Here is a 14189-nt window from a genome sequence, read left to right as displayed (position 1 = left end):
TTCATCGGTACAGGTCGTGCCGGTTGCCGATGCGAACAACGAGGGTGCGTAAGGCGTCGTCCTCGATGCTGCTGATGATGCGGTAATCCCCGACGCGGTATTTCCAATAGATGCCAAGGCGCGAACCCTTGAGGGCTTGGCCAATGCTGCGTGGGTCATCCAGCGGCGCCACGCGCTCATGCAAGAAAGTCAGGATGCGGCGAGCATGCTGCTGGCAAATCTGCTACCTGCGTGGAAGCGCGAGCTTGCCTGGTTGAAGTTCTCGCCTGCGCAGACTTTGCAGCAATCGCTCAAAGACCTGGAACGGGCGTATGCCAATTACTTTGCCAAACGGGCGGAATTTCCACGGTTCAAAAGGAAAGGCGTGCAGGGCAGCTTCCGCTATCCGCAGCCGCAGCAAATCAAGCTCGATGAAGCGAATAGCCGGATATTTCTACCCAAACTGGGTTGGCTACGGTACCGCAACAGCAGAAATATTCAGGGTCAAGTGCGCAACGCTACGGTATCGCTGCGGGCGGGCAAGTGGTTTGTGTCGATACAGACCGAGCGGGAAGTGGATCAGCCATTGCCCGAAGCCACCAGCGCTATCGGCATCGACATGGGCATTGCCCGTTTCGCCACGTTCTCGAACGGCAGCTACCTTGCGCCGTTAAATAGTTTCAAGCGGCATGAAACGGCGCTGAAGAAGGCTCAGCAGTCATTGAGCCGAAAGGAGAAATTCAGCAGTAATTGGAGGAAAGCCAAACGCAAGGTTCAGCGCCTGCATGCTCGCATCGGCCACGCCCGCCACGATACCTGCACAAAGCTACAACCGCCATCAGCCAAAACCACGCGATGGTATGTATTGAGGATTTGCAGGTACGCAATATGTCGAAATCGGCGGCAGGCACGAGCGAAGCGCCGGGGCGCAACGTCAAAGCCAAATCAGGGCTGAACAAAGCCATACTCGACCAAGGCTGGTTCGAGTTCCGGCGGCAGTTGCAATACAAGCTGGATTGGAACGGCGGGATGCTGATAGCGGTGCCGCCGCAAAATACCAGTCGGACCTGTCCTGCATGCGGGCATGTCTCAAAAGACAATCGCCGGACGCAAGCGCATTTCGCGTGTGTCGAATGCAGCTATGAAAACAATGCCGACATCGTCGGCGCGATCAACGTATTAAGGGCAGGACATGCCCGGTTCGCCTGTGAAGTGAATCCTGATGTAGGGGATCAGCAGCAGGAACCCGCCGAGGTGATTCAGCCGGGCAAATGCCTCGCTGGACGCGGTAGGAATCTTACTTGCTTAGCAAGGGGAGGATGTCAACTGCTGCCAGAGTTTCTGCAAACGTTTGGCGGAAACCGTACTGCGCGTGCCCAGGGTTTGCGCAAATAGCGAAACACGGTATTCCTCCAATAACCAGCGGTATTCTGCCAATAACGGATTCGGCGCTAATGCTTTGCTGGCTTGTGCTTGGTATTGCTCGCGCAGATTGCAAAGCTCGGCTGTCCACAGGCGTTCACGCACTAATTGGCCGGGCAGTTTTTCAAGGCGTTTTTCTATCGCAGTTAAATAACGCGGTAATTGTGTTAACCATTCGCCCGGTGTTTGCCGAATAAAGCCCGGGTAAATTAAATCCTTTAACTGCTGTTTAATATCGGCCAACGACATGGCATGCGCGAGGTTGATTTTGCCGGATAGCCGCGGGCGCAATCCCTGCGCTTGTTTAAGGATTTGCAAAGTTAACGCGGCGAGTTGTTCGGTATATGCCTGCCAATCACTGCGGCGGCTTTCGGCGAGATTAAGTAGTGCTTGGCTGCTTCGTGGCAATGGCTGAGTAGCGGCCAGCATGCAGTGATCGACGCTGGCGAGCAGAATATCTTCCACCAAGGCTTCCAATCGGCCGTATTCGCGGTAGAGCAGCCCCAATTCACTACGGCGCAGCAGGTTTTTGCGCAAATGAGCCGCTTGCGCACTTAAATGCTGTAACAGCAGGCGCTGCAAGGCGTGGCGGTGGTGAATATCCGCCTCGTCTTGAGTGGCAAATACCGCCTCAATGACCTCGCTGCCTTGCTCCATCAATGCAGGAAAGACCGGCATATTTAAGCCGCCGACGGACTGCGTTTGTTCTGCTTTTAGCGCAAAGTCTTTGGCCTGTACCGCGCTGTGCTCGCTTAGCGCTTGTGGCGGCGGGCGCAAACTGGCCTGCGCCTGCTGTGCAAAACGTTCGATCAGTTCGTCCAAATGGCGCCCTTCACCCAGCGCTTTGCCGTTTTCATCGGTCACTTCGATATTAAATAAAAGATGGTTTTCAAGCACCGCTTCTGCTGTTTGCCAAGTCTCTGGCGGCACAGCAACGCCCGTCATCCGCTGTAGCTCCCTACCTAAGGCGGCGGTTAAGCAACCTTCGGCAAAGCTCATCGATTGCAGCGCGGCGCGAACAAAATCCGGCGCGGGGACAAAGTTTTTACGCAGCGCCTTGGGCAGGGCTCGCACTAACGCAAGGCACTTGTTTTGCAAAAGACCCGGCACCAGCCAGTGCAAACGTTCGGCGGGCAACTGGCGTAGCAACGGAGCAGGCACGCGCAGGGTCACGCCGTCGCGTGGATGCCCCGGCTCAAACTGATAAGAAAGTGGCAGTTTTAATGCGCCAAGGGTTAATTCGTCGGGATAGTGTGCGGCGCTGACGATGCTGGCCGCTTCTTGCAGTAAATCGGCCTCGCGCATGATCAGTAGATCCGGCTCGATTTGGCTTTGCTTTTTGTACCAGCGCTCAAAACTCGCCGCCTGGATAATGTCCTGCGGCAGCCGCGCGTCGTAGAAGGCGAAAAGCTGCTCGTCATCGACCAAAATATCGCGCCGCCGCGCTTTGGCTTCCAGCACATCCAAGCGCTTAAGCAGCTCCCGATTGGCGCTAAGGCAGCGCGCGCGACTGTTTATCTCGCCTTCTACCAAGCCTTGACGAATCAGCAGTTCACGCGCCAATGCAGGTTCCATCGGTCCGTAATGCACGGCGCGACGTGGCACGATAATCAGCCCAAACAGGGAGAGTTGTTCATAGGCGACCAGTTGCCCGCGTTTTTTCTCCCAATGCGGCTCGTTGTAACTGCGCTTGATCAACGGCGCGGCCAGCGCTTCCAGCCAAGCGGGGTCGATACGTGCCAGCAGACGGGCGTAGAGGCGGCTGGTTTCGGTCAGTTCTGCGCTCATCAGCCAATCGGGCTTTTTACGCGAAAGGCTGCTTGAAGGATGCAGCCAAAAGCGCAAGCCGCGTGCGCCCAAATAATCGCCTTTGTCCTTGTTATCCGGGGATTTTTGCCCAATTTGGTCGAGCAGGCCGCTTAAAATCGCCTGATGCAGACGGGCGTAGTGATCCGCGCCTAACATGGGATCATTGGCCAACTTAAGTTCGCGGGCAAGCAAGCGCAGTTGGCGGTGCGCATCGCGCCATTCGCGCAGTCGCAGTTCACTTAAAAAGTGCTTTTTGCACCAGGTGCGCAGCGCACTACTGCCTAAATCTTGGCGCTGCTGCTCATAGTCACGCCAGAGGTTAATCAGGCTGGCAAAATCCGAATCCTTGTCCTTCCACTTAGCTTGCGCCTGGTCTGCCGCTTGCGTGCTTTCGGGCGGACGTAATCTTGCGTCTTGCACGGAAAGCGCACTCGCCACAATCAGCACGTCGTCCAAGCTGCCCAAACGGGCTCCTTGCAGTACCATGCGGCCAATTCTGGGGTCAATCGGCAGACGGGCAAGCTGCCTGCCCAAAGGCGTTAAACGCTCATCATCATTGACCGCGCCCAGCATCTCAAGCAGTTTGAAACCATCGCGGATGGCCTTGCCATCGGGCTTGTCGATAAAGGGAAAGGCCTGCACATCACCCAAGCGCAAATGCAGCATTTGCAGGATGACCGCGCCCAGATGGGTACGCAAAATCTGCGGCTCGGTAAATTCGGGTCGGGCAAGAAAATCCGCCTCGCTGTAAAGGCGCACGCAAATGCCAGGTTCAGTACGCCCGCAGCGACCTTTGCGCTGATTGGCGCTCGCCTGCGAGATGGCCTCAATCGGCAGCCTTTGCACCTTGCGCCGGTAGCTGTAGCGGCTGATACGGGCGCTACCTGCGTCTATCACATAGCGAATGCCGGGTACGGTCAGCGAGGTTTCCGCCACATTGGTCGAAAGCACAATTTTGCGCCCCGCCGCTTGCGCAAAAATCTTCTGCTGCTCGCCCGCGCTTAACCTGGCGTACAGCGGCAGAATGTGACAAAAACGCAAATCGGCACGGCGCAATACGGCGGCCACTTCGCGGATTTCCCGCTCGCCCGGCAAAAATACCAGCACATCGCCCGGACGCTTACCACTACCGCGCTCAAAGGCGGACAGTTCATCCAGTGCGGCCAATATCGCCTGCGCCGTATCACGCTCGTCAGACAAACGCTCGCCGCCTTCATCCTGTTCAGCAAGCAGCGGGCGATACCAGGTGTCTACCGGATAACTGCGGCCAGAGACTTCAATAATCGGCGCAGCGGCAAAATGCTGGCTAAAGCGCTCCAGTTCCAAAGTCGCCGAAGTGATAATCAGCTTGAGATTGGAGCGCCGCGCCAGCAGGGTTTTCAGATAGCCCAGCAGAAAATCGATATTCAGCGAGCGTTCATGCGCCTCATCGACAATGATGCACTCATAATTTAAAAGGTCCGGGTCTTGCTGGATTTCGGCAAGCAAAATGCCGTCGGTCATCAGCTTGATGAGCGCATTCGGCGAGGTTTTATCCTCAAAACGCACTTGATAGCCGACCAACTCATTGCCGCCAATTTCTTCACTAATCCTTGCCGCCACGCTACGCGCAGCCAAACGGCGCGGCTGCGTGTGACCAATCAAGCCATAGCAACCGAGGCCCGCTTCAAGGCAGATTTTCGGCAATTGCGTGGTTTTTCCCGATCCCGTCTCGCCGCCAATAATCAGCACCTGATGCTTAAGCAGCGCCTCTTTTATCGCCTGGCGCTTCGCCGCAATCGGCAGCGCCTCGTCATAGTCAAGCTTTGGCACACTGGCACGCCTTTGCTCAACCAGCGCCATTGAAGCCGCACAGCGCTGTTGCCAGCACGCCCACTGCTCGCCACCTGCCTTGCGCTTTAAACGCTCAAGCTCAAGGGTTAGTTTCGGGCGGTCAAGCAGACGGGTTTGTGAGAGTTGTTCAAAATAGGTCATCGGAACACAGCAGATTTTGCGGGGCGCGATTGTGGCAGATTTAGGCTTTAGCTAAACGGAAACAGTATTCAAAAATCTATCCCGTCGCTTCGGGCTGCGCTCAAAATCTCGCCATACGTCACCTGTGCATTTGCCAAGGTTGTACCGATTGGCTGCATGCTGCGCTGGGTCTGGCGAAATTTTGAGCAGCAGCGTGGCTCGCGTTTGAAACGGGAAAGACCTTGGTGCTGAACACGCTGCTTTTGATAACCGCCTGCACCACCTCGTCCAGCAATACGCCCATCGCCCCCCACTGCCGCAAACTGCAAAGCAGAACGCGCCCGCACCGCCGTGCTTGCCAACTTGCTTGCACAAGCTGAGCAAAGACGAATAGCCAGACTGTCCTGTGAAGCCGCGCGATTGGGTAAGTAACGCTTAATCAGTGCAGGGGAAATTGAGTAAGCCCAAAAAGCGCCTAATAAATTCTTTAAGTTATTTATTTTGTAATCTATTTTGGTGCCTCGGGGGAGACTCGAACTCCCACTCCTTATCGGAAACGGATTTTGAATCCGCCGCGTCTACCGATTCCGCCACCGAGGCACGATGGGCGCGAAGTATAGGGATTGGCGTTAAGCGGGTCAATCCACTGTTCCTGCCAATTTCTATTGCACTGATGATGCGCTTTAGTGGGACGTGCAGTAGGCTGCGCTGTAACAACTTGTCGCTTCAAGGCAAGGCGGCAAGCGGGCGGCGACTTACAATCGACGCTCGTTTAACAAGAATTGCCAGGAGTGGCGCGCGATGTCGAGTGCAGAAAATCCCGTCTCAAGAGACGATTTTGACCGTTACATGGTGCCGAACTATGCGCCGGTGGATTTTATTCCAGTACGCGGTCAAGGCTCGCGGGTGATTGACCAGAGCGGGCGTGAACTAATTGATTTTGCTGGCGGTATTGCGGTCAATTCGCTGGGGCATGCGCATCCTTTATTGGTGCAGGCGCTGACTGAACAGGCGGGCAAGCTCTGGCATGTCTCCAATGTGTTTACCAATGAACCAGCGTTGCGGCTGGCTAAAAAGCTGGTCGAGGCCACCTTTGCGGAGCGTGTGTTTTTTGCCAATTCCGGCGCGGAGGCCAACGAGGCCGCCTTTAAACTCGCACGGCGCTTTGCGGCGGAGCGTTTTGGCGCGGATAAGTACGAGATTATCGCCGCCAGCGAGAGCTTCCACGGGCGCACTCTGTTTACCGTTAATGTCGGCGGGCAGCCCAAGTATTCCGATGGTTTTGGGCCGAAAATCGCAGGTATCCGCCATGTGCCGTTTAACGATATTGCCGCGCTCAAAGAAGCCATTTCCGCCAAAACCTGCGCGGTGGTGCTAGAGCCGGTGCAGGGTGAAGGCGGTGTGCTGCCCGCGCAACGCGACTATTTGCAAGCGGCGCGCGAACTGTGCGACCAGCATCAGGCGTTGTTGGTGTTTGACGAAGTGCAAAGCGGTATGGGGCGTTGTGGTGAATTGTTCGCCTACATGCACTACGGGGTAACGCCGGATATTTTAACTAGCGCCAAGAGCTTGGGCGCGGGCTTTCCCATCGGTGCCATGTTGACCAAAGCGGAGATTGCCGGGCATCTCAAAGTCGGCACACATGGCACCACTTACGGCGGCAATCCGCTGGCCTGTGCGGTTGCCCTCAAGACGCTGGATATTATCAATACGCCCGAAGTGCTGAGCGGGATTAAAGCCAAGCACCAGCAGTTTAAGGCGCGTTTGCAGCAAATGGCTGAACAATATCGGATATTCAGCGAAATTCGCGGCATGGGCTTATTGATTGGTGCGCAGCTTACGGCAGACTGGAAGGGTAGGGCGCGTGACTTGGTCAAAGCCGCTGCCGAAGACGGGCTGATGCTGCTGCAAGCAGGCCCGGATGTGCTGCGCTTTACACCGAGCCTGATTATCCCCGATGCGGATATTGATGAAGGACTGGCGCGGTTGGAAAAAACCCTAAGCAGGCAGGACTGACCATCATGTTGTACGTACGCCCGGCGCGGCTTTCTGATTTGCCCGAAGTCAAGAGGCTGGCTGCGGGCAGCTTGGTGGGCGTGACCTCGCTGCCGGATGACGGCGAGCCGCTCGCCAAAAAAATTGCCGATTCCGAAGCCGCCTTTGCCGCCGAAGTAGGCTTTGCCGGTGAAGAGAGCTATTTTTTTGTTCTTGAAGACAGCACAAACCAGCGGCTTTTCGGTTGTTCGGCGATAGTCGCAACGGCAGGTGCGGGTGAGCCGTTTTACAACTTTCGCAACGAAACCTTTGTCCACGCCTCACGGGCGCTGTCGATATCAAATCGCATTCATGTGCTCTCGCTCTGTCACGACTTATCCGGCAGCAGCCTGCTGGCCAGTTTTTATATCGACCCCTCGCTTGCACAAACGGCGCAGGCTGAACTCATTTCCCGCGTGCGCCTGCTGTTTGCCGCCAGTTTCCCGGAACGTTTTGCCGATACGCTGGTGGCCGAAATCGTCGGGTTTAGTGATGAGCAAGGCCGTTCGCCGTTTTGGGAGGCGGTTGGGCGTCATTTCTTTGATACGAGTTATGCAGAAGCCGAACGGCTGTGTGCTAGACAAAACCGCACCTTTTTGGCCGAACTGATGCCGCACTATCCGCTCTACGTGCCGCTTTTGCCGGATGAAGCGCAAGCGGCCATAGGCGAAGTGCATCCAGGGGCGCAGCTTTCTTTTGATATTTTGAGCCGCGAAGGTTTTGAAACCGAGCGTTATATCGACCCGTTTACCGCAGGTCCCTGTCTGCTTGCGCGCACCACGGCCATTCGTTCAATGGCGCAAAGTCAGCGCTTTTTAGCGAAAAACAGCGCAGCACCCGCAGCGGCCAAACCCTATCTGGTCTGCAATGGCAAATTGCGCGACTTTCGCGCCCTGTGCGTAGAAACCGCGCCTGAAGCGGGCGCTTTGCTGCTGCCGCCACAAGCCCTGCAGATGCTCGCCATTAACGAGGGCGACCCACTGCGTGCCGTAGAGCTCTAATAAAGGATGTAAACCATGCTGGTTCGACCGGTTACTGCCACTGATTTGCCCGCCTTGATGAGACTTGCCGCCAGCACCGGTGCGGGCTTAACCACTTTACCCGCCGATGAAGGCAGGCTTTCGCACCGCCTGGAATGGGCGTGCAAAACCTTTAACGGCGAGGCAAAGCGTGCCGATGCCGATTACCTGTTTGTGCTGGAAGATAACAGTGGCGAGGTGCAGGGCATCTCGGCGATTGCCGGAGCGGTCGGGCTGCGCGAACCTTGGTATAACTTTCGCGTAGGTCTTACCGTGTGCGCCTCACAAGCGCTGAATATTCACCGTGAAATCCCCACTTTATTTTTGGGCAATGATTTAACCGGCAATTCGGAACTTTGCTCATTGTTTTTGCACCCGGATGGACGCAGCGGCAGCAATGGCAGGCTGCTATCGAAGGCGCGATTTTTATTTATCGCCGAATTTGCCGAATTATTCAGCCAAAAGCTGATCGCCGAAATGCGTGGCGTATCCGATGAAAACGGCTTGTCGCCCTTTTGGGAAAGCTTGGGGCGGCACTTTTTTAAAATGGAATTTAGCGAGGCCGATTATCTAACCGGCATCGGTAATAAATCTTTTATCGCCGAACTGATGCCTAAGTTCCCGCTCTATACCTGCTTTTTATCGGAAGCCGCGCGCGCCGTTATCGGCAAAGTCCATCCCAGCACGGAACCCGCGCTCGCCATGCTTAAAGCCGAAGGCTTTGGCTTTCAAGGTTATGTGGATATTTTCGACGGCGGACCTGCGATTGAGGCCGACGTTCAGCATTTACGTGCCATCCGTGAAAGCCGCGTGTTGGAACTGGTCATCGGCAAACCGGCGGATAACGCCGCCGAATACCTTATCCATAACCGAAAGTTGCAGGACTGCCGCATTACCGCCGCCCCCGCGCAAATTGAGGGCAGCCGCCTGCGGGTAAGCGACGAGACGGCCACAAGACTTGGCCTTGCAGGCGGCGATAGCGCGCGAGCGGTCAGCCTTTCCATCCCAAGAAACAACAAACAAGCGGAGCAAGCATGAGCACACAGTTTATCGGCGGTCACTGGCAGGACGGGCAGGGCAGGGCGTTTGACTCGCTTAATCCCTATTCTGCAGAGGTTATCTGGCAGGGCGCAGCGGCAAGTGGCGAGCAAGTGAGCCAGGCGGTCGCGGCTGCTCGCAAAGCCTTCCCCGCTTGGGCGGCCTTGGCGCTTCCTGCGCGTATCGAAAAGCTGCAAGCCTTTGCCGATTGCCTTAAAAATCATGCGGATGAACTCGCCCGCTGTATCGGCGAAGAAACCGGCAAACCCTTGTGGGAAGCGCAGACGGAAGTTGCCAGCATGCAGGCGAAAGTCGCTATTTCCATCCAAAGCCAGGCCGAGCGCAGTGGTGAAAAGCACGGCAAGCTGGCCGATGCACAGAGCGTATTGCGCCACAAGCCGCATGGCGTGCTGGCGGTTTTCGGGCCTTACAACTTCCCCGGACATTTACCGAACGGGCATATCGTGCCTGCACTGCTGGCCGGTAACACGGTCGTGTTTAAACCCAGCGAACTCACCCCTAAAGTTGCCGAACTCACCGTGCGCTGCTGGATTGAAGCCGGTCTTCCCGAAGGTGTTTTAAACCTGCTGCAAGGTGCGCGGGAAACCGGCGAAGCACTCGCCGCCGAGCCTGACATCGACGGACTGCTGTTTACCGGCTCCAGTCGCACCGGTCATTTGCTGCACCGGCAGTTTTCCGGTCAGCCGGAAAAAATCCTCGCGCTGGAAATGGGCGGTAATAACCCGTTGATTGTGCTGCCGATGGAGGATATGGACGCCGCCGTTTACTGCATTATCCAGTCCGCCTTTATTACCGCCGGACAGCGTTGCACCTGCGCCCGCCGCCTGCTGCTGCCGATCGGTGAGTTTGGCGATGCGCTGCTTGACAGGTTGAAAACGGCCAGCGCCGCACTGAAACTCGGTGCTTTTGATGACGACCCGCAGCCCTTTATCGGGACGCTGATTTCTGAACAAGCGGCCAGCGGTCTATTGGCGGCGCAGCAGCAATTGCTGGAACAAGGCGCTGAAGCCATTTTACCGATGCAGGTGCAAGGGTCACGTCAAGCGCAGCTTTCGCCGGGTATTATCGACATCAGCCCGATAGCTCAAGACCAGCGGGTCGATGAAGAATGGTTCGGCCCATTGCTGCAAGTGGCGCGTTACCGCGATTTTGAGCACGCCGTAGCACAGGCCAACGCCACCCGTTATGGTCTTGCCGCCGGGCTTTTGGGCGGCACGCGCGAGCAATTTGAAGCGTTTTGGCGGCAAAGCCGCGCCGGTATCGTTAACTGGAACCGTCCATTAACAGGTGCCGCCAGCGCTTCGCCCTTCGGCGGCATTGGTGCCTCCGGTAACCACCGCGCCAGCGCTTGGTACGCCGCCGATTACTGCGCCTTTCCGGTCGCTTCCTTGGAAAGCGAGCAACTTTCCCTGCCCAAAGCCCTAAGCCCAGGGGTTTCTCTGTGATGCCGTCGGTAGAACTTAATCTGGATGGTTTGGTAGGCCCTACCCACAACTACAGCGGCCTTGCTTTTGGCAATGTCGCCTCGCAAAGCAATAAAGAACAAATCGCCAATCCTCGCGTTAGCGCGCTGCAAGGGCTGGCCAAAATGAAGGCGCTGCACGATTTAGGCTTTGTGCAAGGCGTATTGGCTCCACAAGAGCGTCCATCGGTCGCCACTTTGCGCCGTTTGGGTTTTAGCGGCAGTGACCGTAGGGTGATTGAGCAAGCCGCCAAACAAGCGCCCAAAGTGCTGGCAGCGGTCAGTTCTGCCGCCAGCATGTGGACGGCCAATGCCGCGACCGTAAGTCCCGGGCCAGACACTATTGATGGCCGCGTGCACTTCACCGCCGCCAACTTAAATAGCCATTTTCACCGCGCACTGGAGCACGAAACCACCAGCCGCCTGCTTAAAGCGATTTTTCAAAACGAAACGCAGTTTGCCCACCACCGGGCGCTGCCGTCCGTTTTGCACTTTGCTGATGAAGGTGCGGCCAATCACAACCGCCTGTGCAAAGACTACGGCCTGCCGGGCGTGGAACTCTTTGTCTACGGACGCCGCGCCTTTGACGCAAGCTGCCCACAGCCTTGCCGTTATCCGGCGCGGCAAACGCTGGAAGCCTGCGAGGCGATTGTTCGCCTGCATGGTTTAGCAGAAAACCGGGTCGTCTACGCGCAGCAAAACCCGGCAGTGATTGACCAGGGCGTCTTTCATAACGATGTCATCGCCGTGGCTAATGGTGAAGTTTTGTTTTATCACCAAGAGGCTTTTTTAGACACCGAAAAAGTGCTGGCTGAACTTGCCGAAAAACTCAGCCAAAGCGGCGGGAAATTGCAACCGCTTTGCGTACCCACAGAGGCGGTGAGTGTGGCCGATGCCGTTTCTTCTTATTTATTCAATAGCCAACTATTAACCCGTCTAGATGGCCGTACGTTGTTGGTTGTGCCCGAAGAATGTCAACAAAACCCTCGTGTCGCACAGTATCTATCGGCTTTACTGGAAACTAATGGCGCGATTGCTGAAGTTAAATTCTTTGACCTTAAACAAAGCATGCAAAATGGTGGTGGCCCTGCTTGCTTGCGTCTTCGCGTGGCTTTAACGCAAAACCAACTTATCGCTGTTAATCCGGCGGTGCTTTTAAATGAAGCGCTTTATCAAAAACTTAGCGCTTGGGTCAATAAACATTACCGCGACCGTTTAACTTTTGCCGATTTAGCCGATCCGCAATTGCTGATTGAATGCCGCACGGCTCTGGATGAACTCAGCCAACTATTGCAGTTGGCTTCGGTTTATCCGTTTCAATTGGATTAAGGGTAGAGCATGAGCAAGCTCGCAGATTTATTGCAGTTAACGCTGCAAGGTATCGCGCCAGTTTATGGCAATGAGGCAGAACCCGCCGATGATTTAAAGGCTATGCAGACGGCTATTAACGCTATCCGCCTGCACTGGCTGGGCGAAGGTGTATTGCAACTTTCTCCCGCACCAGGCGATGATCGAGGCCTTAGTTTGCTGCTGTCCGCCGGTATCCACGGTAATGAAACCGCGCCCGTTGAATTGCTCGATCAACTGCTTAAACGCATCTTAATGGGCGAGCTTAGGCTGCGTTGCCGTTTGCTGGTAGTTTTTGGCAACCCGCAAGCCATGCGCCAAGGCGTGCGTTATATCGAGCAGGATTTAAACCGTCTGTTTAATGGGCGCCATAAAGACAGCCAGGGTTTTGAAGCCAAACGAGCGGCTAGTTTGGAGCGATTTGCCGCTGATTTTTTTCGTGGCGCAAACCTTAAAAAATCCCTGCATTATGATTTGCACACGGCTATTCGCGGTTCAAAAATCGAGCAATTTGCGCTTTATCCTTTTGCCGAAAATCGCTTGCACAGCAGGGCCGAACTTAAACGACTACAATCCGCCGGTATCAGTGCGGTATTGCTACAAAACCGTCCGGCAACCACCTTTACCGCCTATAGCTATGCACAGTTGGGCGTTGAAGCCATCACCTTGGAATTGGGCAAAGCCCGCCCCTTCGGGCAAAACCAAGAGATCAATTTACAAAAACTGCAATCGGTTATTGAGCGCTTAATTGAAGGCGATGAAAGTCATCCGCCTGACGCTTTTTTAGACGGCTTGCAGCTTTTTACCGTCTCGCGTGAAATTATTAAACAAAGTGATCATTTTCGTCTGCACCTTAGCGATAACATCGAAAATTTCAGCCCACTTAAGCAATACAGCCTGCTTGCCGAAGACGGCGATATGCGCTGGCAAGTCGATGAAGCCAACGCACGCATTATCTTCCCCAATGCCAAAGTACAAAATGGCCAACGCGCCGGTTTAATTATTGTGCCTGCCGCTCAAGCGATATAAGCAGTTAGGGCAAGAGAGGCGCATAATGGCTCCACTTCGCACTGTATGGAGGTTGTTATGTTCCGTCTTGACCCGCGTTTGGCAGCCGATTGCTTGCCGCTTGGCGATTTTCCCCTGTGCCAACTGCTGCTGATGAATGAGGCGCGTTACCCTTGGTTTATTTTAGTGCCAAGGCGTAATGCGGTGACGGAAGTCTTTCAATTGTCACAAGAAGACCAAGCGCAGCTTTGGCAAGAAACAACCCGCCTTGCTGAAACGCTAAAAGACAGTTTCGCCGCGGACAAAATCAATATCGCCGCGCTCGGCAACCAAGTCGCGCAACTGCATGTGCATGTGATTGCACGAAAACGCAGCGACGCGGCTTGGCCTGCGCCGGTTTGGGGGCGTTTCACCCCCGAAGCCTACTCGCCACAGCAGATTGAAGCCATTCGTACGCGTCTTGGGCTTGCGCTTGCTGGAGGACGTCTGGATTTTTATCCAACCTCGATCACATCCTCAGCCTGCAAGCCTTTGTAGTGTTGCGTAACCGAGAACTCTACGCGCTGGCCTTCCTGCAAAGCACGGTGCCCTTCGCCACGAATGGCACGAAAGTGCACAAATACATCATCACCATCGGAGCGCGAGATAAAGCCAAAGCCCTTGGTGGTGTTAAACCATTTCACCGTACCGACTTCGCGCTCAGTCGAAGTACGGCTACCGGCACGCCTGCGTTTAAGCAGCTTTAAGTTTGCCATCAGGTGCAGCAGCACGCCGAAAAAAGCCGCCAAAAGGCTAAACAGCACCACCGGTTGACCCAACAGTTGCGGCTCTTTCAACACGACCGTCAAACCTTGCAAGGCACCGGCAAACAGCAGCAGCGAGCAGGCAATGCGCTGGAACAATCCGCGAGCACCACGGTGCCAATTCGGCAAAAAAGGCGCAATCAAAAGGTTCATCAGCCCGAACATCGCCAAATACAGCGCATCGGTTTGTGCAGACCAAGGCAGTGAGCCGCTTAAGGTAAAGACAACAAACAACAGCAGGGCAATCACGCCAATCAACAGATGAGCGATTTTTAACATGTCATAAAACCATAA

The 14189-nt window shown here is 55.3% G+C and carries 10 protein-coding genes, 1 tRNA gene and 1 pseudogene; 8 read left to right on the top strand and 4 right to left on the bottom strand.

Annotated elements, in window-relative coordinates:
• Window position 1: 1 nt before the first annotated feature.
• A complete protein-coding gene (locus AXE65_RS09655; RefSeq protein WP_239685071.1) occupies window positions 2-184 on the bottom strand; it encodes a type II toxin-antitoxin system RelE family toxin in 183 nt (60 codons plus the stop codon).
• On the opposite strand from AXE65_RS09655, the pseudogene AXE65_RS09650 reads away from it, so the two are divergent.
• Window positions 179-1374 (top strand): annotated as a pseudogene (locus AXE65_RS09650) (RNA-guided endonuclease InsQ/TnpB family protein). The gene AXE65_RS09655 and the pseudogene AXE65_RS09650 sit on opposite strands and share 6 nt — an antisense overlap.
• On the opposite strand, the gene hrpA reads toward AXE65_RS09650, so the two are convergent.
• Both hrpA and AXE65_RS09640 read right to left on the bottom strand, forming a co-directional pair.
• Entirely contained in the window at window positions 1285-5184 is a 3900-nt protein-coding gene (gene hrpA / locus AXE65_RS09645; RefSeq protein ID WP_068391463.1) for an ATP-dependent RNA helicase HrpA, read from the bottom strand. The pseudogene AXE65_RS09650 and the gene hrpA sit on opposite strands and share 90 nt — an antisense overlap.
• A 493-nt stretch (window positions 5185-5677) precedes the next feature.
• Window positions 5678-5763 (bottom strand) — tRNA-Leu (locus AXE65_RS09640).
• Between the two features lie 201 nt (window positions 5764-5964).
• Here AXE65_RS09640 and AXE65_RS09635 point away from each other — a divergent pair.
• The 7 genes from AXE65_RS09635 to AXE65_RS09605 are packed head-to-tail and all read left to right on the top strand — an operon-like array spanning window position 5965 to window position 13629.
• Window positions 5965-7179, top strand: a complete 1215-nt coding sequence (locus tag AXE65_RS09635; RefSeq protein WP_068391460.1) for an aspartate aminotransferase family protein — start codon at window positions 5965-5967, stop codon at window positions 7177-7179.
• 5 nt (window positions 7180-7184) lie between these two features.
• Window positions 7185-8198 (top strand): arginine N-succinyltransferase, encoded by a 1014-nt coding sequence (locus AXE65_RS09630; protein ID WP_068391456.1) that lies wholly within the window; start codon window positions 7185-7187, stop codon window positions 8196-8198.
• A gap of 15 nt (window positions 8199-8213) precedes the next feature.
• Window positions 8214-9254, top strand: coding sequence for an arginine N-succinyltransferase (gene astA / locus AXE65_RS09625; protein ID WP_068391453.1), 1041 nt, complete (start codon window positions 8214-8216; stop codon window positions 9252-9254).
• A complete protein-coding gene (gene astD, locus AXE65_RS09620; protein WP_068391450.1) occupies window positions 9251-10720 on the top strand; it encodes a succinylglutamate-semialdehyde dehydrogenase in 1470 nt (489 codons plus the stop codon). The genes astA and astD overlap by 4 nt, the downstream gene beginning before the upstream one ends.
• Window positions 10720-12066, top strand: coding sequence for an N-succinylarginine dihydrolase (gene astB / locus AXE65_RS09615; protein ID WP_068391447.1), 1347 nt, complete (start codon window positions 10720-10722; stop codon window positions 12064-12066). The genes astD and astB overlap by 1 nt, the downstream gene beginning before the upstream one ends.
• A gap of 9 nt (window positions 12067-12075) precedes the next feature.
• The gene (astE, locus tag AXE65_RS09610; protein ID WP_068391444.1) at window positions 12076-13113 is read left to right on the top strand and encodes a succinylglutamate desuccinylase; all 1038 of its coding nucleotides are present in this window, start codon (window positions 12076-12078) and stop codon (window positions 13111-13113) included.
• A gap of 57 nt (window positions 13114-13170) precedes the next feature.
• Window positions 13171-13629, top strand: a complete 459-nt coding sequence (locus AXE65_RS09605) for an HIT family protein (RefSeq protein WP_068391441.1) — start codon at window positions 13171-13173, stop codon at window positions 13627-13629.
• Here the strand turns inward: AXE65_RS09605 and AXE65_RS14320 are convergent.
• The gene (locus tag AXE65_RS14320) at window positions 13587-14174 is read right to left on the bottom strand and encodes a cold-shock protein (RefSeq protein WP_068391551.1); all 588 of its coding nucleotides are present in this window, start codon (window positions 14172-14174) and stop codon (window positions 13587-13589) included. The two genes, AXE65_RS09605 and AXE65_RS14320, sit on opposite strands and share 43 nt — an antisense overlap.
• Between the last annotated feature and the right edge of the window lie 15 nt (window positions 14175-14189).

Origin of the sequence: Ventosimonas gracilis (assembly GCF_001580025.1) — a bacterium.
GTDB classification, from domain to species: Bacteria; Pseudomonadota; Gammaproteobacteria; order Pseudomonadales; family Pseudomonadaceae; genus Ventosimonas; species Ventosimonas gracilis.
This window is presented reverse-complemented; position numbering and strand designations above follow the sequence as displayed.